At 71.7% G+C, this 25441-nt stretch carries 20 protein-coding genes and 2 pseudogenes; 13 read left to right on the forward strand and 9 right to left on the reverse strand.

Annotated elements, in window-relative coordinates; all coding sequences use genetic code 11:
- The first annotated feature begins 137 nt into the window (after positions 1–137).
- Positions 138–908, forward strand: a complete 771-nt coding sequence (locus ACFYZ8_RS17810) for a LuxR C-terminal-related transcriptional regulator (RefSeq protein ID WP_388530197.1) — start codon at positions 138–140, stop codon at positions 906–908.
- Here the strand turns inward: ACFYZ8_RS17810 and ACFYZ8_RS17815 are convergent.
- The 4 genes from ACFYZ8_RS17815 to ACFYZ8_RS17830 all read right to left on the reverse strand — a co-directional run bounded on the left by ACFYZ8_RS17815 (position 877) and on the right by ACFYZ8_RS17830 (position 10071).
- Positions 877–2358 carry an MFS transporter gene (locus ACFYZ8_RS17815; protein WP_388532062.1) on the reverse strand — a complete coding sequence of 494 codons (1482 nt, stop codon included), beginning with the start codon at positions 2356–2358 and terminating at the stop codon, positions 877–879. The two genes, ACFYZ8_RS17810 and ACFYZ8_RS17815, sit on opposite strands and share 32 nt — an antisense overlap.
- Positions 2359–2465: 107 nt before the next feature.
- Entirely contained in the window at positions 2466–3911 is a 1446-nt protein-coding gene (locus tag ACFYZ8_RS17820) for an alpha-amylase (RefSeq protein ID WP_388530194.1), read from the reverse strand.
- Positions 3908–6592, reverse strand: a complete 2685-nt coding sequence (locus ACFYZ8_RS17825) for a glucosidase (RefSeq protein WP_388530192.1) — start codon at positions 6590–6592, stop codon at positions 3908–3910. Before ACFYZ8_RS17825 ends, ACFYZ8_RS17820 begins: the two co-directional genes overlap by 4 nt.
- A 104-nt stretch (positions 6593–6696) precedes the next feature.
- Positions 6697–10071: a pyruvate carboxylase gene (locus ACFYZ8_RS17830; RefSeq protein ID WP_388530189.1), complete on the reverse strand. Its 3375-nt coding sequence runs from the start codon at positions 10069–10071 to the stop codon at positions 6697–6699.
- Between the two features lie 160 nt (positions 10072–10231).
- Here ACFYZ8_RS17830 and ACFYZ8_RS17835 point away from each other — a divergent pair, with 160 nt between their 5' ends.
- Positions 10232–11029 (forward strand): DUF1684 domain-containing protein, encoded by a 798-nt coding sequence (locus ACFYZ8_RS17835; protein WP_359028269.1) that lies wholly within the window; start codon positions 10232–10234, stop codon positions 11027–11029.
- Here the strand turns inward: ACFYZ8_RS17835 and ACFYZ8_RS17840 are convergent, their stop codons facing one another.
- The 3 genes from ACFYZ8_RS17840 to ACFYZ8_RS17850 all read right to left on the reverse strand — a co-directional run bounded on the left by ACFYZ8_RS17840 (position 11030) and on the right by ACFYZ8_RS17850 (position 13719).
- A complete protein-coding gene (locus ACFYZ8_RS17840; protein ID WP_388530185.1) occupies positions 11030–11818 on the reverse strand; it encodes a DUF427 domain-containing protein in 789 nt (262 codons plus the stop codon). It abuts the gene before it with no gap.
- A 13-nt stretch (positions 11819–11831) separates the two neighbouring features.
- Positions 11832–13028: a cysteine desulfurase-like protein gene (locus tag ACFYZ8_RS17845; RefSeq protein ID WP_388530182.1), complete on the reverse strand. Its 1197-nt coding sequence runs from the start codon at positions 13026–13028 to the stop codon at positions 11832–11834.
- Positions 13029–13350: 322 nt separating this feature from the next.
- A complete protein-coding gene (locus tag ACFYZ8_RS17850) occupies positions 13351–13719 on the reverse strand; it encodes a MerR family transcriptional regulator (protein ID WP_388530180.1) in 369 nt (122 codons plus the stop codon).
- Between the two features lie 101 nt (positions 13720–13820).
- On the opposite strand from ACFYZ8_RS17850, the gene ACFYZ8_RS17855 reads away from it, so the two are divergent.
- The 3 genes from ACFYZ8_RS17855 (at position 13821) to ACFYZ8_RS17865 (ending at position 17004) form a co-directional block, all read left to right on the forward strand.
- Positions 13821–14894: an alkene reductase gene (locus ACFYZ8_RS17855; RefSeq protein WP_388530177.1), complete on the forward strand. Its 1074-nt coding sequence runs from the start codon at positions 13821–13823 to the stop codon at positions 14892–14894.
- Positions 14895–14968: 74 nt separating this feature from the next.
- A complete protein-coding gene (locus ACFYZ8_RS17860; RefSeq protein ID WP_388530174.1) occupies positions 14969–16228 on the forward strand; it encodes a glycosyltransferase family 4 protein in 1260 nt (419 codons plus the stop codon).
- The gene (locus tag ACFYZ8_RS17865) at positions 16225–17004 is read left to right on the forward strand and encodes a hypothetical protein (RefSeq protein ID WP_388530171.1); all 780 of its coding nucleotides are present in this window, start codon (positions 16225–16227) and stop codon (positions 17002–17004) included. The genes ACFYZ8_RS17860 and ACFYZ8_RS17865 overlap by 4 nt, the downstream gene beginning before the upstream one ends.
- A 14-nt stretch (positions 17005–17018) precedes the next feature.
- Here the strand turns inward: ACFYZ8_RS17865 and ACFYZ8_RS17870 are convergent, their stop codons facing one another.
- Positions 17019–18176, reverse strand: a complete 1158-nt coding sequence (locus ACFYZ8_RS17870; protein WP_388530168.1) for a cytochrome P450 — start codon at positions 18174–18176, stop codon at positions 17019–17021.
- A gap of 57 nt (positions 18177–18233) precedes the next feature.
- Between ACFYZ8_RS17870 and ACFYZ8_RS17875 the strand changes: the two are divergent.
- From ACFYZ8_RS17875 to ACFYZ8_RS17900, 6 genes and pseudogenes are all read left to right on the forward strand, one after another.
- A pseudogene (locus ACFYZ8_RS17875) lies at positions 18234–18915 on the forward strand (hypothetical protein); the annotation flags it as partial.
- Positions 18852–19658: pseudogene (locus ACFYZ8_RS17880) on the forward strand (VWA-like domain-containing protein); the annotation flags it as partial. The pseudogenes ACFYZ8_RS17875 and ACFYZ8_RS17880, both read left to right, overlap by 64 nt.
- Positions 19659–19787: 129 nt before the next feature.
- Positions 19788–20687 (forward strand): amidohydrolase, encoded by a 900-nt coding sequence (locus tag ACFYZ8_RS17885; RefSeq protein WP_359028260.1) that lies wholly within the window; start codon positions 19788–19790, stop codon positions 20685–20687.
- Between the two features lie 149 nt (positions 20688–20836).
- Positions 20837–21775, forward strand: coding sequence for a metal ABC transporter solute-binding protein, Zn/Mn family (locus tag ACFYZ8_RS17890; RefSeq protein ID WP_388530165.1), 939 nt, complete (start codon positions 20837–20839; stop codon positions 21773–21775).
- Positions 21772–22572 (forward strand): metal ABC transporter ATP-binding protein, encoded by an 801-nt coding sequence (locus ACFYZ8_RS17895; RefSeq protein ID WP_388530162.1) that lies wholly within the window; start codon positions 21772–21774, stop codon positions 22570–22572. Before ACFYZ8_RS17890 ends, ACFYZ8_RS17895 begins: the two co-directional genes overlap by 4 nt.
- A complete protein-coding gene (locus tag ACFYZ8_RS17900; protein ID WP_388530160.1) occupies positions 22569–23438 on the forward strand; it encodes a metal ABC transporter permease in 870 nt (289 codons plus the stop codon). The genes ACFYZ8_RS17895 and ACFYZ8_RS17900 overlap by 4 nt, the downstream gene beginning before the upstream one ends.
- Before the next feature lie 11 nt (positions 23439–23449).
- Here ACFYZ8_RS17900 and ACFYZ8_RS17905 read toward each other — a convergent pair whose 3' ends face one another.
- A complete protein-coding gene (locus tag ACFYZ8_RS17905) occupies positions 23450–24226 on the reverse strand; it encodes a helix-turn-helix domain-containing protein (RefSeq protein WP_388530157.1) in 777 nt (258 codons plus the stop codon).
- A 70-nt stretch (positions 24227–24296) separates the two neighbouring features.
- Here ACFYZ8_RS17905 and ACFYZ8_RS17910 point away from each other — a divergent pair, with 70 nt between their 5' ends.
- Positions 24297–25118, forward strand: coding sequence for a phytanoyl-CoA dioxygenase family protein (locus tag ACFYZ8_RS17910; RefSeq protein ID WP_388530154.1), 822 nt, complete (start codon positions 24297–24299; stop codon positions 25116–25118).
- On the forward strand, positions 25115–25402 hold the full coding sequence (locus ACFYZ8_RS17915) for a hypothetical protein (RefSeq protein WP_359028254.1): 288 nt from the start codon (positions 25115–25117) through the stop codon (positions 25400–25402). Before ACFYZ8_RS17910 ends, ACFYZ8_RS17915 begins: the two co-directional genes overlap by 4 nt.
- Positions 25403–25441 lie beyond the last annotated feature (39 nt).

Genomic DNA, 25441 nt, shown 5'->3' on the forward strand with positions numbered 1-25441 from the left:
GCGTGGGCCGCCGGTCCCCCGTACCGGCGGCCCACCCTCCCCCACTGCGGCCCACCGGAGCTTCAATGTGCTGGAGTACATCCGAGAACGTCGATGTTGTTCGGATGAAGTGTGGGTCAGCGAGGTACTGGGCCGGTATGGGTACAACTGCGTATGAGCGGATGCTGTCGGTCGCCGTGGCCGCGCTCCACGAACGCGACCCCGAGCGGCTGTGGCCCCTCCTGGCGGCCGACCTGCCGGTGCTGTGCGGGGCCGATGCCCTGATCTACAAGCTGGACGACTGGAACGAGAACGAGGGCACGCTCGGGCTGTCCCCCGGCGCCGACACGGAGTTCGCCTCGCTCGGAGACGAGGACCTGGCGCTGCTGCGGGCCGGATATCCGCTGGCACGGCACTACGCGGACCGGGAAGACCGGGCTCCGGTCACGGCCCGCCGGGTGGCCGGCCGGTCCTGGCCGGGAAGCCCGACCGCGCGGTTGCTCGACGACGTCCTGGACGTCGACCATGTGCTGGGGATCCCGCTGCCGCAGTCGACCACCCCCATCACCGGGTGCATGGTGTACCGCTCCGGGCGGGACTTCACCGACGACGAACTGCGGCTGGCCGAACGGCTGCAGCCCCTGCTGGCCGCCGTCGAGCAGCAGCGACAGCTCCTGCGGCAACTCAACGCCCCCTCCGAGGAGGCGGCCGAAGTGGCGCTCACTCCACGGGAGACGACCGTGCTGCTCCTGCTCGGCGACGCCCTGACCGCCGTGTCCATAGGCCGCAGGCTCGGGATATCCGAGCGTACGGTCCACAAGCACGTCGCGAACATCTACCGCAAGCTCGGCACGCACGACCGCGTCAGCACGGTGCTGCACGCCCAGCGGCTCGGCCTCATCCCTGCGGCAGTGGGGGCCCGCCCTTGAGGCGTTCCAGGTCGGAGGGCCGGACCTGGATGACCACGACGGCGATGAGCGCGGCGACCACCGCGAAGATCGCGGCCACGACGAAGGCGGCCGAGATCCCGGCGGTCAGGACCTGGTCGCCCCAGGAGCCCGGGAGTTGACCGGTGCGGGTGAAGAGGCGGCGCTCGACCGGGGTGGCCTGGGCGAGGAAGCGCGGGACCTGCTTCTCCGCCTCGTTGGTGCTGGCCGTGCCGAACATCGTGACCAGGATGGACAGCCCGAGCGAACCGCCCACCTGCTGGGTCGCGTTGAGGAGCCCGGAGGCCGCGCCGGTCTCCTCGGTGGGCACGTCGGAGAGCGCCATCAGGGTCAGCGACACGAACTCCATGCCCATGCCGAGGGCGAAGACGAGCATCGGCCCGAGGACACTGCCCGCGTAGGTGGAGTGGACGTCGGTCAGGGTCAGCCAGGCAAGGCCGGCCGCCGCGAGGATCGCGCCCCCCACCATGAAGGGCTTCGGCCCGTAGACGGGCAGGAACCGCGAGGCGAGCCCGGCGCCGACCGCGATGACCACGCTGACCGGCAGGAACGCGAACCCGGTCGCCAGGGGGCTGAAGTCCAGGACGTTCTGCACGAAGAGCGTCAGGAAGAAGAACATGCCGAAGATCGCGGCCGCGAGACACAGCATGATGCCGTAGGTGCCCGCGCGGTTGCGGTCGGCGAACATGTGCAGCGGGGTGATCGGCTGCCGGGAACGCTTCTCGACCAGGACGAACACCCCGAGGAGGACCACCGCCGCGGCGAAGGAGCCCAGGGTGAGGGCGTCCCGCCAGCCTTCCTGGGCGGCCCGGATGAAGCCGTACACCAGCAGCACCATGCCCGCCGTGGCGGTCAGTGCTCCGGCGATGTCGAAGTTGCCCGGATGGCGCTCGGACTCGCGGATATAGCGGGGTGTGGCGAGCGCGATGAGCACGCCGATGGGGACGTTGACGAACAGCACCCACCGCCAGTTCAGCCACTCGACGAGGACTCCGCCGGCCAGCAGCCCGATCGCGCCGCCACCGGCCGAGACGGCGGCGAAGACGCCGAAGGCCCGGTTGCGCTCGGGTCCTTCGCGGAAGGTCGTACTGACCAGGGAGAGCGCGGTCGGGGACGCGATGGCCCCGCCGACGCCCTGGAGGGCGCGCGCGGCGAGGAGTTGGCCCTCGTTCTGGGCGAGCCCGCCGAGCAGCGAGGCGAGCACGAACAGCAGCACTCCGCAGACGAACATACGGCGCCTGCCGAGGATGTCGCCGGTTCTGCCGCCGAGCAGCAGCAGTCCGCCGAAGGTGAGGGTGTACGCGTTGACCACCCAGGCGAGGCTGGTGGTGGAGAAGTCCAGGGAGCGCTGGATGTCCGGGAGCGCGATGTTCACGATGGTGATGTCGAGCACCACCATGAGCTGGCAGGACGCGATGACCAGCAGCGCCATGGCGTTTCCGCCGCCGCCGGAGTCCGGTGGGGTGGTCCGTGGTGCAGAACTCGCCTGCGGGTCGGTGCTCATAATCTCCGTTCGACGGTACGCCCGTGCCGTGGCCGTCACCACTTGAGGACGTGGCACCCCCATGCCTCCAGGGACACGAACAGACCGGAGTCGGTCAGTTCGTCTCCGTCACGGTCGTACACCGCCCCGGTGAGCAGGTCGGTCGCACGGCACACCCGGCCCCTCAGGTCGTCCCAGGGCAGGGGCAGTCTCGCCTGGGCGGGGCGGTCGGAGTCGTTGACCACGACCAGGTGGCGGGCCTCCGCGTGGGTCCAGGTCCAGGCGAGCAGGTGGCGGTGGGTGTCGTTGTCCGCCCAGCCCGCAGGGGTCACCGGGTGCCAGTCACCCCGGCGCACTGCGGCAGCGGCGGGCAGCAGGCGGCCGTAGAAGTCGTGCAGGGGTTCGTCGACGGGCTCGTGCGGTCTGCGCCTCAGGAACACTGGTGGCCGTACCCGGCGGCCCTCGAACTGGCCCTCGTGCCACAGCGTGGCGCCGGGCAGCGTGGCGACGGCCACGGCGGCCGCGCGTTCACGGTCCCCGGGAACCACCGCGGCGACCCGGGGTTCGTCGTGGTTCTCCAGGAAGCGCACGAGTCCGCGCTGGTGGGCGAGGTCGGCGCTCAGGTGGGCGCGGACGGCGCCGGCGTCCTCGTGCAGCAGGCGGTCGTAGAGGCGCTTGTCGTAGCAGTGGTCGAAACCCTGCTGCTGGAGGGCCCCTTCGAGGTCCCAGTAGGCCTCGGCGACGAAGAGGAGGCCGGGGTGGCGGGCCCGCACGCGGGGGATGACGCAGGGCCAGAAGTCCTCGGCGGGGGCCGTGCCCGCCCTGTCCCCCCAGGTCTTGCCGAAGATGTCGTTCATCAGCAGCATCGCCATGTCGCAGCGCACGCCGTCGGCCTGGTCGCCGATGGATGCGAGGGTCGCGACGGTCGCCTCCCGGAGGGCGTCGCTGAAGGCGTTCAGCTGCACCACGTCCGGCCAGGGCGGGAAGTAGGGGTCGCGGCCACGGGCGTAGATCCGGCCCCCGGCTTCCATGAAGCCGTCCGGCGTTCCGGCGAGATCCTCCGCACTCCCCTGGATCAGGCAGTCGGGGCGTTCGGTGAGCCAGGGATGGTCGGGGGCGATGTGGTTGGGCACGTAGTCGAGGAGCAACCTCATTCCGCGGGAGGCCAGTTGGACGCGGGCGGCGGCGAGGCCCTCGGGGCCGCCCAGCACCGGATCGACGACGTAGTTCCGTACGCAGTACGGCGATCCGGTGATGTCCGCCTCGCCGACATCGGGGAGGGCGGCACGGAAGGAGGCCATCAACCCCTCGTCGCGCAAGGCGATCCGCAGTCCCGCCGGGCTGCGCTCCCACACGCCCATCAGCCAGACCGTGTCGACACCGGGAAGCACCAAGGAGTCCCAGACCTCCTCCGGCACCTCCCCGAGAGTGACGTGACGCCCGTACCTGCGGCTCAACTCACCGAGCCACACCAGTGTGTTGATCTCGTAGATCACCGTCATGACAGCGACTCCCGCCCGCCCCGGTGCCAGTCCTCCTCGCTGATGGTGTGGAAGAGGGTCGCGGTCGCCGCCACCAGTCCCGTCCAGCCGGTCTGGTGGGAGGCGCCGAGGCCGGCGCCGTTGTCGCCGTGGAAGTACTCGTAGAAGAGGACGAGGTCCTTCCAGTGGGGGTCCTTGGCGAAGACGGTCTGTGCGCCGTGGACCGGGCGGTGGCCGTCGGGGTCGGGCAGGAAGGTGGCGGTGAGCCGGTCGGAGATCTCGCGGGCGACCTCGTACAGGTTGAGCTGCCGTCCGGAGCCGGTGGGGCACTCCACGGTGAACTCGGGGCCGTGGTAGCTGTGCAGGTTCAGCAGGGCGCGGATCAGCAGGATGTTCATCGGGAACCACACCGGGCCGCGCCAGTTGGAGTTCCCGCCGAACATGCCCGAGTCGGACTCGGCCGGCAGATAGCCGACACCGAAGGTCTGGCCGTGCACGTCGAAGGTGTACGGGTGTTTCGCGTGGTACCTCGACAGGGACCGGATGCCGTACGGGCCGAGGAACTCGTCCTCGTCGAGCATGCGGGCCAGGACGCGGCGCAGCCGGTCCTCGCCGAACAGCGCGAAGAGGTACCGCCCGTCGGCGGTGGGACCGGTGTGCGCGTGCTGGGCGACGAAGGCCTCCACGGCCGGGTGCCGTCGGATGAAGTCCTGTGCCCCCTCGACCAGTTCGGGGAAGGCGCGGTCCGCGCGGCCGCCGATGACGCTCGTCGCCGCCAGCGGTCTCAAGCCCACCAGGGACCGCACCTTGAGCCGGGTCGCGGTGCCGTCGGGCAGGCGGAGGACGTCGTAGAAGAAGCCGTCCTCCTCGTCCCAGAGGCTGGCGTTGTCCTTGCCGATGCGGTTCATGGCGACGGCGATCCACGCGAAGTGCTCGAAGAGCATCTGGGCCTGTTCGACGTAGACCGGGTTGTCGACGGCGAGTTCGATGGCGATCTCCAGGAGGTTCTGGCAGTACAGGGCCATCCAGGCGGTGCCGTCGGCCTGGTCGAGCCGTCCCCCGGTGGGCAGGGGGGCGCTGCGGTCGAAGACGCCGATGTTGTCGAGGCCGAGGAAGCCGCCCTGGAAGACGTTGTTGCCGTCGGGGTCCTTGCGGTTGAGCCACCAGGTGAAGTTCTTCGTCAGCTTCTGGAAGGCGTTCTCCAGGAAGGCGCGGTCGCCGTGGCCCGTGCGGTGCTTCTCCAACTCGTAGACGAACAGCACCGCCCAGGCGTGGACGGGCGGGTTGACGTCGCCGAAGTTCCATTCGTACGCGGGGATCTGGCCGTTGGGGTGGAGGTAGAGACGGCGCAGGAGCAGTTCCAGCTGGCCCTTGGCGAAGCCGATGTCGACCATGGACAGGGCCAGGGTGTGGAAGGCGAGGTCCCAGGCCGCGAACCAGGGGTACTCCCAGGTGTCCGGCATCGACATGATCTCGTCGTTGACCATGTGGTACCAGCCGCTGTTGCGGACACGCGGGTCGGCGGCGAGCGGGTCCACGCCGTGTTCGGCGAGCCAGCGCTCGACGTCGAGGTAGTAGTACTGCTTGCTCCAGAGCATCCCGGCGAGGGCCTGGCGGACCAGTCGCCGCTTCTCCTCTCCCATGGCCGGTGGGGTGATGCCGGCGTAGAAGGTGTCTGCCTCGGTGCGGCGGAGGTCGAGAACGGCGTCGAACTCGCCCCAGGGATCTGTGAGTTCGGTGTCGGTCAGGCGCAGACGGATGCGGGCGCTGCCCCCGGCGGGGACCGTCAGTACATGGTGGACGGCGGACTTGGTGCCGGTGCGGGCGGGGTTGACGGCTTGCCGGTCGCCGTGGACGACGTACCGGTCGATGCCGTCCTTGACGTAGGGCGTGCTGTTGGGGGTGCCGAAGACGCGCTCGTTGTCGGTCTCGTTGTCGGTGAAGAGCGTCTCGCCGCCCTGGTGGTGGAGCCAGCGTGGGCCGAGTTCCTCGTGGTCGGCGCGGATCGCCCCGTCCGTGGCGTGCAGCGCGGGGACCGCCGTGCCGCCCGCCCAGGACCAGGTGTGCCGGAACCACAGGGTCGGCAGGAGGTGCAGTACGGCCTCGTCGGGGCCCCGGTTGTGGGCGGTGATCTCGATGAGGAGGTCTTCCGGGCCCGCCTTGGCGTACTCGACGAACACGTCGAAGTAGCGGTCCTCGTCGAAGACCCCGGTGTCGAGGAGTTCGTACTCGAAGTCCTTGCGCCCGCGGGCCTGGTTCGTGGTGACGAGGTCGGCGTAGGGGAACTCGCCCTGCGGGTACTTGTACAGGTACTTCATGTACGAGTGGGTGGGCGTGTTGTCGAGGTGGAACCAGTACTCCTTCACGTCCTCGCCGTGGTTGCCCTCGGCGTTGGTCAGGCCGAACATCCGCTCCTTGAGGATCGGGTCGCGGCCGTTCCACAGGGCGAGCGCGAAGCACAGCCGCTGTTTGTCGTCGCTGACGCCCGCGATGCCGTCCTCGCCCCAGCGGTAGGCGCGGGAGCGGGCCTGGTCGTGGGTGAAGTACGACCAGGCGTCGCCGTCCGCGCTGTAGTCCTCGCGGACGGTGCCCCACTGACGTTCGCTCAGGTACGGCCCCCAGCGTCGCCAGGGGGCCGTGCCCGCGTCGGCCTCGGCCAGTCGTCGCCGTTCGGCGTCCGGTGTGCCGCTGTCGGTCGTCATCGCCCGTCCTTTTCGCCGCCCGGCTCCCTGCGTCCAGATTCGGACGGGTCGCGGCGGGCCGCAATGCCGGTGAGCTGAACGGAAACGGGCGACGGCGTTCCGGCTCAGGCGATCTCGACCAGCAGGTCACCGCCTTCGACCTGCTGGATCTTGTTGATGGCCAGGCGGGAGACCCGGCCGGTCTTCGCGGCCGTGATGGAGGCCTCCATCTTCATGGCCTCGATGGTGGCCACGGTCGCCCCGGCCTCGACCTCGTCGCCCTCACTCACCGCGAGGGTGACCACGCCGGCGAACGGGGCGGCGACATGGCCGGGGTTGGAGCGGTCGGCCTTCTCGGTGGCCGGGATGTCCGAGGAGACGGCGGCATCGCGGATCTGGATGGGCCGCAGCTGGCCGTTGAGCGTGGACATCACCGTGCGCATGCCCCGCTCGTCGGCCTCGCCGATGGCCTCCAGCGCGATGAGGAGCCGGACGCCGGGTTCGAGGTCGACGGCGTACTCCTTGCCCGGGCGCAGACCGTAGAAGAAGTCCTTGCTGTCCAGGAGGCTGGTGTCGCCGTAGGACTGGCGGTGGGTCTCGAACTCCCGGGTCGGGCCGGGGAACAGAAGACGGTTGAGGGTCGAGCGACGGTCCTTCTCCAGGCCGGAGCGGTCCTCGGCGTTCAACTCCTGGACGGGCTTGGCATCCGCGCGGCCCTGCAACGCCTTGCTGCGGAAGGGCTCGGGCCAGCCGCCGGGCGGGGTGCCGAGCTCGCCGCGCAGGAAGCCGATCACCGAGTCCGGGATGTCGAAGCGGTCCGGGGTCTCCTCGAACTCCTCGGGGCTGACCCCGGCGCCGACCAGGTGCAGGGCGAGGTCGCCGACCACCTTGGAGGACGGGGTGACCTTGACCAGGTGGCCGAGGATCCGGTCGGCGGCCGCGTACATCGCCTCGATGTCCTCGAAGCGGTCGCCGAGTCCGAGCGCGACCGCCTGGGTGCGCAGGTTGGAGAGCTGGCCGCCGGGGATCTCGTGGTCGTAGACGCGCCCGGTCGGGGAGGCGAGGCCCGCCTCGAACGGGGCGTACACGCGGCGCACGCTCTCCCAGTACGGCTCCAGGTCGCCGACCGCCCGCAGGTCGAGGCCGGTGGGCCGGTCGGAGTGGTCGGTCGCGGCGACGATCGCGGAGAGGGAGGGCTGCGAGGTGGTCCCGGCCATGGAGGCCACGGCCCCGTCCACGGCGTCGGCGCCCGCCTGGATGGCGGCCAGATAGGTGGCGAGCTGGCCGCCCGCGGTGTCATGGGTGTGGATGTGCACCGGCAGGTCGAACTCCCGGCGCAGGGCCGAGACCAGCTTGGCCGCGGCGGGGGCGCGAAGCAGGCCCGCCATGTCCTTGACGGCCAGGACGTGGGCGCCCGCGTCCACGATCTGCTCGGCGAGGCGCAGGTAGTAGTCGAGGGTGTAGAGGCGCTCGTTCGGGTCGGACAGGTCCGAGGTGTAGCAGAGGGCGACCTCGGCGATGGACGTGCCGGTGGCGCGTACGGCGTCGATGGCGGGGCGCATCTGGCTGACGTCGTTGAGGGCGTCGAAGATGCGGAAGATGTCGATGCCGGTCTCTGCCGCCTCCTGCACGAAGGCGTCGGTCACCTCGGTCGGGTACGGGGTGTAGCCGACGGTGTTGCGGCCGCGCAGCAGCATCTGGAGGCAGATGTTGGGGACGGCCTCGCGCAGGGCGGCGAGCCGCTCCCAGGGGTCCTCGGCGAGGAAGCGCAGGGCCACGTCGTAGGTGGCACCGCCCCAGCACTCCAGGGAGAGCAGCTCGGGCAGGGTGCGGGCGACCGCCGGGGCCACGGCGAGCATGTCCTTGGTGCGCACCCGGGTGGCGAGCAGCGACTGGTGGGCGTCGCGGAAGGTGGTGTCGGTGACGCCGATGGTCGGCGACTCGCGCAGCCACCGCGCGAAGCCCTCGGGGCCCAGCTCGGTGAGCTTCTGCTTGGAGCCCGCGGGCGGCTCGATGTCCGGGGTCCTGGGCAGCTTGGAGACCGGGTCGATCAGCTCGGGCCGCTCGCCGTGCGGCTTGTTGACCGTCACGTCGGCCAGGAAGGTCAGCAACTTCGTGCCCCGGTCTGCGGACTGACGGGCCGTCAGCAGGTGCGGGCGCTGCTCGATGAACGACGTGGTGACGTTGCCCGCCTGGAAGTCCGGGTCGTCGAGGACGGCCTGCAGGAACGGGATGTTGGTGGCCACGCCGCGGATGCGGAACTCGGCGACGGCACGCCGGGCCCGGTTGACCGCGGTGGTGAAGTCCCGTCCCCGGCAGGAGAGTTTGACCAGCATCGAGTCGAAGTGGGCGCTGATCTCCGTACCGGCGTGGGTCGTTCCGCCGTCGAGGCGGATGCCGGAGCCGCCGGGCGAGCGGTAGGCGCTGATACGGCCGGTGTCCGGGCGGAAGCCGTTGGCGGGGTCCTCGGTGGTGATGCGGCACTGGAGGGCGGCGCCGTGGAGCCGGATCGCCTCCTGGGAGAGGCCGAGGTCGGCGAGGGTGGCGCCGGCGGCGATGCGCAGCTGGGCCTGGACGAGGTCGACGTCGGTGACCTCCTCGGTGACCGTGTGCTCGACCTGGATGCGCGGGTTCATCTCGATGAAGACGTGGTTGCCCTCCCGGTCGAGGAGGAACTCCACGGTGCCCGCGTTGCGGTAGCCGATCTCGCGGGCGAAGCGGACGGCGTCGGCGCAGATCCGGTCGCGGAGCTCCGGGTCGAGATTGGGCGCGGGGGCGAGCTCGATCACCTTCTGGTGGCGGCGCTGCACCGAGCAGTCGCGCTCGTAGAGGTGGATGACGTTGCCCTGCCCGTCGGCGAGGATCTGCACCTCGATGTGGCGGGGCTCGACGACGGCCTTCTCCAGGAAGACGGTCGAGTCACCGAAGGCGGAGGCGGCCTCGCGCGCGGCCGCCTCGATGGACTCCCGCAGCTGGGCGGGGTCCTCGACCCGGCGCATACCGCGGCCGCCACCACCGGCGACGGCCTTCACGAAGATGGGGAAACCGATGTCGTCGGCTGCCCTGACCAGCTCGTCCACGTCGTCGGAGGGCGCCGAGGAGCCGAGCACCGGCACACCGGCGGCACGGGCGGCGGCGACCGCGCGGGCCTTGTTGCCGGTCAGTTCGAGGATGTCGGCGCTGGGGCCGACGAAGGTGATGCCCGCTTCCTCACAGGCGCGCGCCAGCTCGGGGTTCTCGGAGAGGAACCCGTAGCCGGGGTAGACGGCGTCGGCGCCGGCCTGGCGGGCGGCGCGGATGATCTCGTCGACGGAGAGATAGGCCCGCACGGGATGGCCCGGTTCGCCGATCTCGTAGGCCTCGTCGGCTTTGAGTCGGTGCAGTGAGTTGCGGTCCTCGTGAGGGAAGACGGCTACCGTCCTCGCGCCCACCTCATAACCCGCGCGAAACGCGCGGATCGCGATCTCACCACGGTTGGCGACCAGTACCTTGCGGAGCATTCCCGTTCCCTTCGGCCTGCCGGTGACGCCCCCATGGTCTCGGCAAAGGCCTCCGCTGGCCATGAGAGTCAGGTCACGTGTCGCGGACGGTTTGGGGATGATCCGCGCAGGTACGGGGGTTGTCACCCAGGACAGCACGCCGCCGTACCAGGGAGTGGACATGGGCTTCGTTCAGGAGTGGGAGGAGTGGCACCGGCAGAAGGAGGCGGTGCTCTCCGGACCGCACGGATTCCTCGCGATCACCGGCCTGCACTGGCTGAACCCGGAGCCGAGCCGCTTCGAGGACGCCCCCGGCGCCTGGTCGGCGACCGCCGACGGGGTGGTGGTCGAGCTGGACGAGGGCGAGGAGCTGACCGTCGACGGACAGGTCGTGCGGGGCCGGTACTCCTTCGGAGTGATCGCCGAGCGGGACAGCGTGTACGCCGACTGGGGCGAGGCGCGCCTGGAGATCGCCAAGCGCGGCGGCAACGACATCCTGCGCCCCCGCCACCCCGGCAACGCCCTGCGTACGGCCTTCACGGCCACGCCCGCCTACGCACCCGACCCGCGCTGGCTAGTCGAGGGCCGTTTCCTGCCGTACGAGACACCTCGTCCGGTGACCGTGGGAGCCGCCGTGGAGGGCCTGGAGCACGTCTACGACTCCCCCGGGCAGATCGAGTTCGAGCTGGAGGGCGCGCGGCACCGGCTGACCGCGTTCAACGGGCGGGGTCCCGGCGCCCTGATGGTGCTGTTCACCGACAAGACCTCGGGCGTGACCACGTACGCGGCGAACCGCTCCCTCCAGATCGCCGCGCCCGACGCCGACGGCAGGGTCACCGTCGACTTCAACCGTGCCGCGAACCTGCCCTGCGCGTACACCGACCTGGCGACCTGCCCGCTGCCGCCGGCGGAGAACCGGCTGCCGGTCGCGGTCGAGGCGGGTGAGCGGATCCCTCTGGAGCGGGGCGGGCGGCCCTGATCACCTCACGGTGCCGGTGAAGGGGGTCACCGGCCGCTCCAGGCGCTCCCCGTCCACGGTGATGTCGACGGCCTCGTTGAAGAACGCGAGGAGTCCTTTGACGGCGCCGACGGCGGGGAGCGGTTCCGGATAGCTCCAGACGATGTTCTCGTGGCCGCCCACCGACCAGTACTCGGCGGTGCCCTTGTAGGGGCAGCCGGTGTGGTGGTCGGTGGCTGCGAGGAGGTCGAGGCGGACGTCCTCGCGCGGGATGTAGTACCGGGTGGGCAGGCCCGTATCGAAGAGCAGGACGGGGCGGCGGGTGTCGGCGACGGCCGTCCCGTCGATCTCGATGACGACATGGCGGCTGCTGGGCATGGCGTCGACGCGTTTGTGCGGGTCGCGGGGGTGGATGAAGATCTCTTCCTCCTCCTCGTACCAGTGGTCGAGGCCGGTGCCCCAGCGCCGGAACCAGGCGAAGGCGATGTGGTCGGCGAGGTCGGCGGCCGGGAAGGTCCAGGCGGCGTTCTCGACGCTCTCACCGTCGACGTCGAGGTCGTAGAAGACCTGGGAGCCGGTGTGGGTGCCGGTCGCCGGGTTCTTCGCGGGGCGGAGCAGGTCCTCGCGGACGTCGGCGCGCGGGAAGGCGTACAGCGGTACGGGCACGTCGGGCTCCCAGACGAGGACGGGGTGCCGGCTGTCGACGACGGTGACGTCTCCCTTGCGGCCGCGTACCCAGCGCTCGCTGGGCTCCCACAGCAGCCCTTCCGGGGTGGTCCGTACATCTCGTGCGGTGGGGAACGTGGTCATGGCGGCTCTCCCTTCACCTCTTCAGGAAGTCTGTCAGTCCCGTCAGGAGACGGTCGACGTCCTGCGCGTCGTTGTAGGGGGCGAGGCCGACGCGCAGGCCGCCGGTGTCGCCGAGGCCGAGCCGGCGGGATGCCTCGACGGCGTAGAAGGAGCCTGCCGGGGCCTGGACTCCTCGTTCGGCGAGGAAGCCGTACGCGTCGGCCGTGCTGTGGTCGTCGAAGGTCAGCAGGACGGTCGGGGTGCGGTCGGCGGCCCTGGAGTGGACGGTTACGCCGTCGAGCGCGGCCAGCCCCTCGTCGATCTGTGCGCGCAGGACGTGTTCGTGCGCTTCGAGGGCGGCGTATCCGGCGGTCAGCCGCTCGCGCCGGGTGCCGGTGGCCGCGGGGTCGAGGCGTTCGGCGAGGAAGTCGACCGCGGCTGTCGTGCCGGCGAGGAACTCGTAGGGCAGCGTGCCCAGTTCGAAGCGCTCCGGGACGGCGTCGGTGGAGGGCAGGAGTTTGTCGGGGCGCAGGTTCTCCAGCAACTCCGGGCGGGCGGCGAGGACTCCGTGGTGCGGGCCGAGGAACTTGTACGGGGAGCAGGTGTAGAAGTCCGCGCCGAGCCGCTCCACGTCCACGAGGGAGTGGGCGGTGTGGTGGACGCCGTCCACGTACACGATTGCGCCGGCCTCGTGGGCCGCCTGGGCGATCGCGGGGATGTCGGGGCGGGTGCCGATCAGGTTGGAGGCGGCGGTGACGGCGACGAGGCGGGTGCGCTCGGACAGTACGGCCCGGACGGCGTCGACCGTCAACTCGCCCGTCCCCGGGTCGAATTCGGCCCACCGCACGGTGGCGCCCGACTGGACCCAGGGGCGGATGTTGGCGTCGTGGTCGAGGCGGGTGACGACCACCTCGTCGCCGGGCGACCAGGTCTTGGCGAGGGTGCGCGAGACATCGTAGGTGAGCTGGGTCGCGCTGCGGCCGAAGACGATCCCCGCCGGGTCCGCCCCGAGCAGGTCGGCCATGGCCCGGCGGGCCTCGGTGACGATCCGCTCGGCGTTGCGCTCCCCCAGCGTGATCCGCCCCCGGTTCGACAGGGGCTGCGCCAGCACGTCGGCGATGGCCCGGATCACGGGCTCGGGGGTCTGGGTGCCGCCGGGGCCGTCGAAGTGGGCGGTACCGGCGGCGAGAGCCGGGAAGTGGGAGCGGAGGGCGGCGATGTCGTACGGCACGTGGGGGCTCCTCGGTCCGGCCGGATACGGTGAACTCAGCGTGTCACGCCGTACGCGAGGTCTCACGGTGGGCCCGGTGCGACCTCAGCGGGTCACGCCGTGCACAGGGTTTTTCGGTGGGCCCGGTTCGTGGCCATCAGGGTGTCGAGGGCGTCGCGGGTGCGCACGAGTTCGCCGAAGCACGCGATGCCAGGGCCGGGAAGTGGGAGCGGAAGGCGGCGATGTCGTACGGCACGTGGGGCTCCTCGGTCCGGCCGGATGCGGTGAACTCAGCGTGTCACGCCGTACGCGAGGTCTCGCGGTGGGACCCGGCCTCAGCAGGTCACACCGTGCGCAGGGTTTTCCGGTGGGCCCGGTTCGTGGCCATCAGGGTGTCGAGGGCGTCGCGGGTGCGGATCAGGTCCGTGATGTGCTCGGAGAGCCGGTCGCGTTCCTCGGCCATCCGTTCCAGCGCCGCGTCGGAGGTCTCCTCGCTGGGCGATTCGACGCACGGCAGGAGTTCGGTGATCGTGCGGCTGGAGAGTCCGGCCGCGTACATCCGCTGGAGGAAGAGCACGCGCTCGACGGCGTACTCCGTGTAGTGGCGCTGCCCGCTCGCACTGCGCGTGCTGGCGAGCAGGCCCTGCTCCTCGTAGTAGCGCAGGGCGCGGACGCTGACCCCGGCCCGTGCCGCCAGTTCCCCGATGCGCACCTGTTTCCTCCCTCTCGGACTTGACCCTCACGTCGATGTCAGGTTTTAGCGTAACCGCGTGCCCGGGACACGGGTACGACGGATCACGAAGGAGACATGACGTGACGACGCTCTTCACCGGTTTCCGGCTCGGCGGACTGCGGCTGCCCAACCGGGTGGTCATGGCCCCCATGACCCGGGTGCGGGCAGCCGAGGGCGGTCTGGCGACGCCGTCGATGGCGCGCTACTACGCCCAGCGGGCCACCGCCGGACTGATCGTCACCGAGGGGGTGCAGCCGAGTCTGATCGGGCAGTCCAACCCGGGGACGCCGGGGCTGTACACGGATGAGCAGGTGGCCTCGTGGCGCCCGGTGACCGACGCCGTGCACACCAACGGGGGCCGGATCTTCGCCCAGATCATGCACGGCGGCCGGGTCTCGCACCCGGACACCACCGGACTGCGGCCCGTCGGGCCGTCCGAAGTACCGGCCACCGACGGGGTGTTCACCCCCACGGGCCCACAGCCCGCGCCGCTTCCGCGGGCGTTGGACACGGACGAGGTCCCCGAGCACGCCGCGTCGTACGCCGAGGCCGCGCGCCGGGCGGTCGACGCCGGGTTCGACGGAGTGGAACTGCACGGCGCCAACGGCTACTTGATCTCCCAGTTCCTCTCCTCCAACGCCAACCTGCGCACGGACCGCTACGGCGGCTCGGTGGCCGGCCGGATCCGGTTCGCCGTCGAGGCGGCCGCCGCGACCGTGGACGCCGTGGGCGCGGAGCGGACCGCGATACGGCTCTCACCGGGCGGCACCTTCTGGGGAGTCGAGGAGTCGGACGTCCCCGAGCTGTACACCGCGCTCCTGACCGAGCTGGCCCGGCTCGACCTGGCCTACGTCCATCTGGAGGCCACCGCCCCGGAGGAGACCCTCGTCGCGCTGCGCCGGACCTGGCCGGGTGCCCTCGTCATGAACCCGGTGCAGCCGATGGGCGCCAAGCAGACCGGCCGCGCCGAGGCCGACCACTGGCTCGGCCTCGGCGCCGATCTCATCAGCTTCGGCCGCGCGTTCATCGCCAACCCGGATCTCGTGGAGCGGTTGCGCACCGGTCTGCCGATCGCCCCCGCCGACGAGGCCACGTACTTCCAGGGCGGTGACAGCGGCTATCTCACTTATCCCGCATACCAGTACACGGCATGACGTCCGGGTGGCGAGGACACCACGAAAGGGTAACGAGGGTCAACCGTGGGCAATGCCGGGTGGTCTAGCCCGACATGAAGATCTCCTTCCTGCTCCACAACGCCTACGGGATCGGAGGCACCATCACCACCACGTTCAATCTGGCCCAGGCCCTGGCCGCACGGCACGAGGTGGAGATCGTCTCCGTCTTCCGCCACCGGGAGCTGCCCACCTTCGTGCTGGATCCCCGGGTTTCGCTGCGGCCGCTGGTCGATCTCAGACAGGAGAAGGAGCACCCCTTACATCTGAGGCCGGCCAACGTGTTCCCGCGCTCCGAGTACCGGTACGGGCAGTACAGCGAGTTGACCGACCAGCGGATAGCCGAGGCCCTCGCCACCGTCGAGGCGGACGCGGTGATCGGGACCCGCCCCGGGCTCAACGTGCATCTCGCGACCCAGGCGCCGCCCCACGTCGCCCGGATCGGGCAGGAACACCTGACCCTGGACAACCACTCGCCCAGGCTGCGCACCGCGCTGCGCCGGGCCTACCGCGGGCTGGACGTGCTCACCACGGTCACCGAGGCGGACGCGGGCGCCTACCGGCGCCGGATGCGGCTGCCCGGCGTACGGGTCGAGGCCCTCCCGAACAGTGTGCCGGATCCTGTGCTGCCGGCCGCGGACGGTTCCGCGAAGGTGGTCGTCGCGGCCGGCCGGCTGGTCCCGGTGAAGCGCTACGACCTTCTCGTGGAGGCCTTCGCCGCGGTCGCCGCCGCGCATCCGGACTGGCAGTTGCGCATCTACGGCAAGGGCGAGGAACACGACCGGCTGCGCCGGCTCATCACCGACCTCGGCCTGTGGAACAACGTCTTCCTGATGGGGGCCGCGGCCCCCATGGAGGCCGAGTGGGTCAAGGGCTCGATCGGGGCGGCCGCCTCCGACTTCGAGCCCTTCGGCATGACCATCGTCGAGGCGATGCGCTGCGGGTTGCCCGTGGTGAGCACCGACTGTCCGCACGGCCCCGCCGAGATCATCGCGGACGGGGTCGACGGCAGGCTGGTGCCGGTCGGGGACCGGGACGCCATGGCGGCGGCCCTGCTGGAGCTGGTCGCGGACGACGGACTGCGCCGCCGGATGAGCCGGGCGGCCCTGGAGAACGCGCGGCGGTTCGCTCCGGAGCCCGTGGTCGAGCAGGCCGAGCGGCTCATCTCGGAGGCCGTGTCGGCGAGGAAGGCGGGCCGGCCCGTCGTGCGGCAGCGCCAGGGCGGCACCTTGACCGCCCGCGGCTCCGCCGCCAGGGACACCGCGCTGATCGCGGCGAGCGGCGCGCTGCGCCTCGTACGGAAGGGACGCTCATGACCACGCCACGCGCCGGATGCGCGATCGACTCAGAGGGCCGGATCACCTTCGAAGTGCCGGCGGCCGACGGACACCGGCTGCTGCTGCGGCTGCGGCCGAAGAAGGGGCTGCCCGAGGAGACCGTGCACGTCCTCGACCTGGACCCGGTCGGCGAGGGGCGCGCACGGGCCGTGCTGGACACGGATCCCGTGCTCGCGGAGGGCCGGTGGGACGTGTATCTGCTGGACGGGTCCGAGCGCACGCGGCTGCGCCCCGGCCCGCGTGATCTGCGGGCCCTGGTCGACGGGCACCTGCGTGAACGGCGGGGGCCGCTGGCCGTACGGGTCCCCTACGGCACCAAGGACGGCTACCTCGCGGTGCGGACCTGGCTGCGCCCCGCGCACGCGGAGGTCGGCCGCGTGGACGTCACGGGCGGGACGCTGAGGTTCGCGGCCCGGCTGCACGGTGCCTCGCTGTCGGACGGCGCCGAGGTGCGGCTGCGGCTACGGAAGGGCGAAGGGACCGTCCGCACGCTGGAGCCGCTGGTCGCGGAGGGCGGCCGGAGCCTGTCGTTCACGGTCGACGACGAGTCCCTGGACACCGGCATCTGGGACATGTTCGTACGGCCGGCTGCCGAGGCCCCGATGATCCGGCTCGCCCGTCTCCTGGACGACGTGGCGGACCGCAAGTCGGTCTTCGTCTACCCGGGAGCCACGGCGGGGCAGACCGTCGTGCGGCCGTACTACACCGTCGACAACGACCTGTCGCTGGAGGTGAAGCGGGTCGGCTCGCGGTGACACCGTCCTGAGGATCAGCCCCAGAGCACGTGCAGCGTGGGCGGCTTGCGGAAGACCAGGCCGTGCGGGTCGGCCGGATGGTCCGGGTCCAGGCGGAGGGCGGGGAGGCGGTCGAGGAGGTGCCGCAGGGCGATGCGGGTCTCCAGGCGGGCCAGGTGGGCGGCGAGGCAGTAGTGGGGGCCGTGGGCGAAGGCCAGGTGGAGGCGGGCGTTCGCGCGGCGGACGTCGAAACGGTCGGGGTCGGGGAAGACGGCGGGGTCCCGGTTGGCACCCGCCAGCGAGACGGTGACGAGGTCGCCCTTGCGGATCCGCGCCGAGCCGAGGGTGTGGTCGCGGGTGGCGTAGCGGTCCACGACCGCCGCGCCGGGTTCGAGGCGCAGCGACTCCTCGACCGCGCCGTCCAGCAGGGTGAAGTCGGCCTGCACGAGCGCGAGTTGGTCGGGATGCCGGAGCAGGTGCAGCAGTGCGTTGGTGATCATCGCCTCGGTGGTCTCTATGCCGCCGAACATCAGCACCGCCGCGTTGGAGGCCACTTCCGCCGGCGCCAACCGGTCGGCGGCAGAGGCCAGGAGAGAGGAGTCGGCCCCTTGCGCGACCGTGGCCTCGACCGCCGTCCGCAGCTGTGCGTACGCCTCCCGGCCCGCGGTGCCGGCCGTGCCGCCGGCCGTGATCTCCGAGACCGTCCGCACGATGGCGTCGTACCAGGAGAGCACCGTGTCCGTCCCGGCACCCACCAGGCCGAGCGCCTCGGTGACGACGGCCACGGCGAGCGGGCCCGCGAAGGTGCCGCGCAGTTCCGCGGCGCCCGCCGGTTCCAGCGCGGCGACCAGACGGCCGGTCTCCCGGTCGATGAACTCGGCGAATCCGTCCCGCACTTCACGCGGGCGGAAGGGAGCGGTGAACGGCTCGCGGTGCCGGGCGTGTTCGTCGCCGTCCAGGGAGAGCATGCTCGGGCCGACGACCTGGGCGGTGGAGAAGCGGGGGTCGTCGACGGTGAAGGTCTCGGCGTCCCGCATCACGTCGAGCGCGAGATCGCGGCGGGTCACCAGCCAGCCGTTCAGCGCGGGCAGCCAGGACACGGGTTCGTGCGCGCGGAGCCGGGCCAGGCGCGGATGCGGATCACCGGCGAGGTGGGCCAGTGTGGTGGTGGCGCCGAGCGGGAATTCGATCACGCCCCAGGCTAACCCGCCGTAAATCGCGCGCCGGAGGGAGGCACAAGGTGAGTGCTGATGCCCACTTCGACCGCCAACGAGGACATCCGTACGTCCTTCTGGCCGCGCGTGCGCGAGTTCGCCGTGCCGGCCTCCATGATCGAGACCGCGACCGCCCGGCGCCTGGCCGGCGACTGGGCGGGGGCGGGTGCCGCCGCGGGCTTCGACGTCGATCCCGACCTCCGTGCCGTGGCGCGCGATCACGGCCACTCGGTCGCGTCCCTGGTCCGGGCCGATCTCCGCGCCCTCGCTCCCGACCTGCTGCGCCGGCACCTGCCGAGGGTCACCCCGGACGGGCTGCTGCGGCCCGGGGTGACCCTGACCTGGCGCGGTACGAGGCCGTCGAGGGCCCGGTCCATCTGGTGGCCCGGACCGCACCCGCCTGGGCGGACGCCGGCCGGCGGATCAGCCTCGCGCTGTGGTCACGGGCCGGCGCCGCCGGCGCCGTACGGCATCCGCGTCAGCCGGGGAGTCGCGGGTGCGGTCGGGGGCCGGTGAAGCGCACGTCCCGTCGGTTCCCGCCCACCAACCACCCATGAGCTCAACGGAGTTGGCTGTACCGCCCTCCTGCGCCGTCGACCGCTGGTCGGCTGAGGCGCGGATACCGCTCGCAGCCGAAGGGCGGTCCGGCGGGCGGGCGTTGGTGCGGTGGGGCGTGCGGCACCGGCTGGTGCTGGAGCTCGCCGCGGACGACGGCCTGATCCGTCCCGTGCCGACACCCTCGGCCGATACGGGCTGAGCGAGCAGGAGCGTGACGCGGTCCGCTTCCAGGTGGCGGAGGGCGTCAAGGGACACCCCGGGAGCACCCCGCAGGGACGGCGGCGGTGGGCGGAGGAGGCGTTCCATCCGCCGCAGCCGTGGCGGAACCTGCTGGGCGCGGCGCTGCGGTCGGCGATCTCCGGCTCGGGCACGGGCGACGACTACAGCTACGGGCGTCCGTCGCGCCGCTCGGCAGGGGTACCCGGCGTGCTGCTGCCGAGTCTGCGGCGCCGCCCGCCCCAGGTGTGCGTGATCATCGACACCTCCGGCTCGGTCAGCGACGGCGAACTGGACAGCGCCCTCCTGGGGGTCGCCGCGATCTCCCGTGCCGTGGGCGGACGGCGTGACCGGTCGGCGTGCTGTCGTGCGACGCGGCGGCCGGGGTCGCGCATCCGCTGTGCCGGAGCGAGGGCATCCCGCTGGTCGGCGGCGGGGGTACGGATCTGCGCACGGGCTTCGAGAAGGCGCTGCGCTCACGGCCCCGCCCGGACGTCGTCGTGTTCCTGACCGACGGGCAGACACCCTGCCCGAGCGCGCGGCCCTCGTGCCGGACGGTCGTCGGCCTGTTCCCCGGCCGGGGAGGAGCCGGGCACGACAGGAGAACAGTTCCGAGTACCGGCCGGACTCACCGCCCCCCCCTGGGCCCGCGTGGTGGAGATCGGCTCGGCGTCCGGAGCCCGGTGAGTCACGGAGCCCGGAACGGAAGGGCCGGTCCCGCTTCGCCCATGGGGTGGACGTGGAGGTGGTGGACCACGAGATCATGGGGGCCGGCGGAGTCCGGGGCACATCGCGGGCCCGGGCGGGAGGAGCGTCATGACCAATGTCGACGTGCACCAGCATCTGTGGAGCCCCTCGCTGGTGACGGCCTTGCGGGCGCGCCGCGAGCCGCCGTATCTGGACGGCTGGACGCTGTATCTCGACGGTGAGCCGCCCTACGACCTCCCGCCCGCCGACCATGACGTGGCCCTGCGCGCGGAACTCGCCGCCGGCGACGGCCTCGGCCTCGCGCTCGTCTCCCTGTCGGCGCCGATCGGCGTGGAGTGGCTGCCCGCGGCCGAGGCACGGCCGCTGCTGGACGCCTATCACGAGGGAGCGGCCGCGCTGCCCGAGCCGTTCGGGGCATGGGCGGCCACCTGTGTGCGGGACATCGACGCCGGGGCGACGGCCGACTACCTCGACGAAGGGTTCGTCGGCCTCCAGCTGCCCGCCGACGCCCTCGCGGACGCGGCCGGTTACGCCCGGTGCGCCCCGCTGCTCGACCTGCTCGAGGAGCGCGACCTCCCGCTGTTCGTGCACCCGGGGCCGGCGGCCGGTGGCGCCGAGGGGCCCGGCTGGTGGCCCGCGATGGTCCCCTATGTGCAGCAGATGCACGCCGCCTGGTTCGCCTTCCGCGCCTACGGCCGCCCGCGCCACCCGCGGCTGCGGGTCTGCTTCGCGCTGCTGGCCGGGCTCGCCCCGCTGCACGGGGAGCGGTTCGCCGCGCGCGGGGGCGGCGGGGCCCGGCCGGACCCGTCGGTCTTCGTCGAGACGTCCTCGTACGGGCCGCGTGCGGTCGAGTCCGTGGTGCGGGCCCTGGGCGTGGAGGCCGTGGTCCAGGGCTCGGACCGGCCGTACGCGGAGCCCCCGCAGAACCCCGGCCACGGGCTCGGCGGAGCGGCCGCCTACGCCTTCCGTATCTCCAACCCGCGGCGGCTGCTCACCGGAAAGGAGTGACCGGACGGGGCGCGGGCCGGGCGGGTGGGGTCCGACCAGGGGAAAGTCAATTATTGGCAACGGTTTTCACATACCGACCCTCAAGCCTGTTTACGACAATCATTTCCATCTAGCGTGACGGGGCCATCAGAACCGCGCTTGGAGGATCCATGTCCACGTCCCCGTCCCGCCGTCTGGCGCTGCTCGTCGGCGCCTCCGTCGCCCTGTTGGCCGGCTGCGGCAGCTCCTCGGACTCCGGGAAGGACGCGAACGCCGCCGCGGCCCCGGCCGCTTCGTCCAAGGTCGCCGTCGTCGCCTCCACCGACGTGTACGGCGACATCGTCTCGCGCATAGGCGGCGACAAGGTCTCCGTCACCTCGGTCATCAGCGACCCCGACCAGGATCCGCACTCCTACGAGGCCAGCACCCGGAACCAGCTGGCGCTGTCGAAGGCGAAGGTCGTCGTCGAGAACGGCGGCGGGTACGACGACTTCGTGGACCGCATGCTCAAGAGCGGCGGCAACTCCTCCGCCGAGGTGATCAACGCGGTGCGGGTGTCCGGCAGGACCGCCCCCAAGGGCGGCGAGCTCAACGAGCATGTCTGGTACGACTTCCCCACGGTCGCGAAGATCGCCGACCGCATCGCCGCCGCCCTCGGCAAGGCCGACCCCGCGAACGCCGACTCCTACACGAGGAACGCCGACGCGTTCAAGGCGGACCTGAAGCCTCTGGAGGCCAAGGAGGCGCAGGTCAAGAAGGAGCACGGCGGTGCGGCGATCGCCATCACCGAGCCCGTGCCGCTGTACATGACCGGGGCGAGCGGCCTGGTGAACAAGACGCCCGCGGAGTTCAGCGAGGCCGTCGAGGAGGGCGACGACGTCTCCCCCAAGGTCCTCCAGGAGACCCTCGCGCTGTTCACCGGCAAGCAGGTCAAGGCGCTGGTCTACAACGCGCAGACCTCCGGCCCGCAGACCGAGAAGTCCGAGCAGGCGGCCAGGGCGGCCGGTATCCCCGTGGTCCCGGTGACCGAGACGCTGCCCGGCGGCAAGGACTACCTCGCCTGGATGACCGGCAACGTCGACGCCCTCGCGAACGCCCTGGCCAAGTGAGCGCGGTCATAAGCCTGCGCGGGGCCGCTCTCTCCTACGGTCCGCGCCCGGTCTGGCGTGACCTCGAACTCGACGTGCAGCCGGGGGAGTTCCTCGCCGTGCTGGGCCCGAACGGAGCCGGCAAGACCAGCTTCGTCCGGGCCCTGCTGGGCCGACAACCGCTGTCCGCCGGGGAGTTGACGGTCCTCGGCCGTCCGCCCCGGGAGGCCGCCCGGCACATCGGGTACGTCCCCCAGCAGGCGGCCCTGTCCGCGCAGGCGCCGCTCCGCGCCCGCGATCTCGTGCGCTTCGGCATCGACGGCCATCGCTTCGGCCCCCGTCTGCGCACGGCCGCCGTGCGCAGACAGGTCGACGAGGTCCTCGCCGCCGTGGGTGCCTCGGCGTACGCCGACGTGCCGCTCGGCCTGCTGTCCGGCGGCGAGCGCCAACGCGTCCGGATCGGACAGGCGCTCGCGACCGACCCCCGCGTCCTGCTGTGCGACGAGCCGCTGCTCTCCCTCGATCTCCATCACCAGCGCGCGGTCACCGAGTTGGTGGACGCCCGCCGCCGCTCCCACGGCACGGCGGTCGTCTTCGTGACCCACGAGATCAACCCGGTGCTCGGCCTGGTGGACCGGGTGCTGTACCTGGCACCGGGCGGCCACCGCGTCGGCGTCCCCGACGAGGTCCTCACCTCCGAGTCCCTGTCCCGGCTGTACGGCACGCGGGTCGACGTCGTCCGCGTGCACGGCCGGGTCGTGGTGGTCGGCGCCCATGACGACCACGCGCACCACGTGCCCGAGGAGGTCCGCCGATGAGCGTCTGGCACGAGCTGTTCACCTTCGACAACTACGGCGAACTCCTCGTCCTGGTCCGCAACTCGCTCATCGCGGGAGCGGCCCTGGGCCTGGTAGGCGGCCTCGCCGGGGTGTTCGTCGCGATGCGGGATCTGCCGTTCGCGGTGCACGGCATCAGCGAGCTGTCCTTCGCGGGTGCCTCCGGGGCCCTCCTGCTCGGCATGAACATCGTGGCGGGCTCGATCACCGGATCACTGCTGGCGGCCGGGGCGATCGGCGTGCTCGGCACGCGCGCGCGTGACCGCAACTCGGTGATCGGCATCCTGATGCCCTTCGGACTGGGCCTCGGAGTGCTCTTCCTCGCCCTCTACAAGGGCCGGGCGGCGAACAAGTTCGGCCTGCTCACCGGTCAGATCGTCGCCGTGGACACCCCGCAGACGACCTGGCTGCTGGCCACCTCCGCCGTGGTGGTGACCGCCCTCGCGGTGATGTGGCGGCCGCTCGCCTTCGCCAGTGCCGACCCCGACGTCGCCGCGGCCCGCGGGGTCCCGGTGCGCGGGCTCTCCTTCGCCTTCATGATCGTGCTCGGCCTCGCGGTCGCCCTGTCCGTGCAGGTGGTGGGCGCGCTGCTGGTGCTCTCCCTGCTGATCACCCCGGCCGCGGCCGCCGCCCGGGTCACCGCGTCCCCCGTCCTGCTGCCACTGCTCAGCGTGGTCTTCGCCATGACGTCGGTGGAGGGCGGCATCCTGCTCGCCCTGGGCAGCAGCATCCCGATCAGCCCGTACGTCACGACGATCTCCTTCGTCCTCTACGCCGGCTGCGCCGCGGTCGGCAGGCACCGCACCCGGCACCGGGGCGCCCGGCGTACGGTTCCGGCGCCCGCCTGAGCCCCGCGCCGCTATCCGTTCCGCTCCCGCACGGCGCGCGGTGAGGCCCCCAGCTCCTTGCGGCAGGTCTTGTTGAAGGCCTGGAGGTCCGGGATGCCGACGGTCGCCGCGATCGCCGGGATGGCCAGGGTCGAGGCGATGAGCAGGTGCCGGGCGCGCTCCATGCGGCGGCGCCGGATGTAGCCGACGACCGTCTGCCCGGTGTCCTCGCGGAACAGCCGGGTCAGGTGGGTGTGCGAGACCCCGGCGGCACGGGCGATGCCGGGGACGGTCAGGGGGCCGGCCAGGTGCTCCTCGATGTGGGCGACCGCCGTCCGCAGCGCGGGATGCCGGGCCCGGTCCTCGCCGGCGCCGGTCAGGCCGGTCGTGCGCCACAGCACCGTCCACAGTTCGGCGGAGGCCCGGGCCGGGGACTGCGCGCTCGCCGCGACCGTCTGCCGCAGCAGCCCGGTCAGCGCCGCCGCCTCCGCGCCGGCGTCCTGCATCACCGGGACCCGGCGCCGCTCGCCCTCACCCGGCAGCCGGAAGTGGGCGTACAGGTGCTCGCAGCGCGTGGCGTCGTAGTGGAAGTGCACCTCGGTGCCGGGCGGGACGAGGCTCACATGACCGGGGCGGATCGGGTGCCGGGAGCCGCCGAGCTCCAGGGCGCCCGAGTAGCCGTAGAGATGGAGCTGCCACAGGTGCGGGAGCCGGAACACGTCGTGCGGGCCCGCGGAGCCGTGGACGCCGACGCCCGCGTTCTCCACCCTCGGCGGCAGGTCGAGGGCCAGGTCGACGTGGCGTGTCATGGTGGAAATTTACCAGTGGTCGCCGATTACAGCCCACGACGACAGGGGGCATGGTTCCTACGGTTGCCGTATGTCAACCACACGACAGCTGCTGAACTCCGTCCAGGTGGCGCGGTTCGTGGCCCACGGCTTCCTGCGCCTGGACGGCATCGTGCCCCGGGAGATGAACGAGGAGGCGCTCGGGGTCTTCGCCGCCGGGCTGCCCTCCGTGCCGTACGGCACCCCCGTGCCGAAGGCGTTCCCCGAAGGTTCCTTCGCCCGTCGGCTCGTCGAACTGGCCGCAGTCGCGGGGGCGTTGGAGAGTCTGGTGGGTCCGGATCCGACGGTCGACCACCACTTCGTGCACACCCGCGAACCACGGGAGGGCAGCGCGCAGCCGCTGCACGCCGACGCCGTCATCGATCTGCGCACGGACGCCTTCGACGTCCAGCTCATGTACTACCCGCAGGAGGTCACGGCCGAGATGGGCGGCACGCTCATCGTGCCCGGCAGCCATCTGCGCCGGACCAACGAGACCGACACCGGCCGCTACCAGAACCTGCGCGGCCAGACCCGGCTGACCTGTCCGGCCGGCACGGTCGTCCTGCTGCACCACGGGATCTGGCACGGCGGGCGGCGCAACGACAGCGACACCGTCCGCCACATGTACAAGATCCGCTTCAACCCGACCGTGCCCCAGGTGCGGCTGTGGGACACCGCGGACCTGGACGCTCCCGCCGTCCGGGAGGAGCTGGAGCGCGTTTTCCCCTGGTACGAGCAGGCCACCGGCCGGCTGGAGATCCTGGGCCGGGTCGGGGTGTGGCGTGCCCTGTCCGGCGATCCCGCGTTCGACATCGAGTACTGGGCCACCCGCATCGCCAACCGGCCCGCCGCACGAAGGAGCAAGGCGTGACCCTCTCGAACCCCGTGCGCCAGCAGGTCCTCGTCCTGTACCTGGACACCTCCGCACTCGACTCCCGCGTCGTCGGCTGGGCCCGCTACGACGGCACCGGCGCCACCCGCCCCACGACCGGGGACAGCGACGAGCCGCCGTACGAGACGGGCGTCGCCGCCCTGGAGGACGGCTGGCGGCTCTTCCAGGCCGCGCAGCTGATCCCGCCGTATCCGGGGGCGGAGCACGCGACGTCGTTCCTCAAGCACGAGTTCTTCTTCGAGAAGCTGGTGAGCGGGGGGTGAGACGCAGCTCATAGCCTCCACGTCTCGAATGTGGTCCAA

The organism is Streptomyces sp. NPDC001668 (assembly GCF_042893155.1).
Lineage (GTDB): Bacteria > Actinomycetota > Actinomycetes > Streptomycetales > Streptomycetaceae > Streptomyces.

Coding starts and splice junctions, on each gene's coding strand:
- ACFYZ8_RS17810 (WP_388530197.1), top strand. CDS start 138: ATGGGTACAACTGCGTATGAGCGGATGCTGTCGGTCGCCGTGGCCGCG.
- ACFYZ8_RS17815 (WP_388532062.1), bottom strand. CDS start 2,358: ATGGCGCTGCTGGTCATCGCGTCCTGCCAGCTCATGGTGGTGCTCGAC.
- ACFYZ8_RS17820 (WP_388530194.1), bottom strand. CDS start 3,911: ATGACGGTGATCTACGAGATCAACACACTGGTGTGGCTCGGTGAGTTG.
- ACFYZ8_RS17825 (WP_388530192.1), bottom strand. CDS start 6,592: ATGACGACCGACAGCGGCACACCGGACGCCGAACGGCGACGACTGGCC.
- ACFYZ8_RS17830 (WP_388530189.1), bottom strand. CDS start 10,071: ATGCTCCGCAAGGTACTGGTCGCCAACCGTGGTGAGATCGCGATCCGC.
- ACFYZ8_RS17835 (WP_359028269.1), top strand. CDS start 10,232: ATGGGCTTCGTTCAGGAGTGGGAGGAGTGGCACCGGCAGAAGGAGGCG.
- ACFYZ8_RS17840 (WP_388530185.1), bottom strand. CDS start 11,818: ATGACCACGTTCCCCACCGCACGAGATGTACGGACCACCCCGGAAGGG.
- ACFYZ8_RS17860 (WP_388530174.1), top strand. CDS start 14,969: ATGAAGATCTCCTTCCTGCTCCACAACGCCTACGGGATCGGAGGCACC.
- ACFYZ8_RS17865 (WP_388530171.1), top strand. CDS start 16,225: ATGACCACGCCACGCGCCGGATGCGCGATCGACTCAGAGGGCCGGATC.
- ACFYZ8_RS17885 (WP_359028260.1), top strand. CDS start 19,788: ATGACCAATGTCGACGTGCACCAGCATCTGTGGAGCCCCTCGCTGGTG.
- ACFYZ8_RS17890 (WP_388530165.1), top strand. CDS start 20,837: ATGTCCACGTCCCCGTCCCGCCGTCTGGCGCTGCTCGTCGGCGCCTCC.
- ACFYZ8_RS17900 (WP_388530160.1), top strand. CDS start 22,569: ATGAGCGTCTGGCACGAGCTGTTCACCTTCGACAACTACGGCGAACTC.
- ACFYZ8_RS17905 (WP_388530157.1), bottom strand. CDS start 24,226: ATGACACGCCACGTCGACCTGGCCCTCGACCTGCCGCCGAGGGTGGAG.
- ACFYZ8_RS17910 (WP_388530154.1), top strand. CDS start 24,297: ATGTCAACCACACGACAGCTGCTGAACTCCGTCCAGGTGGCGCGGTTC.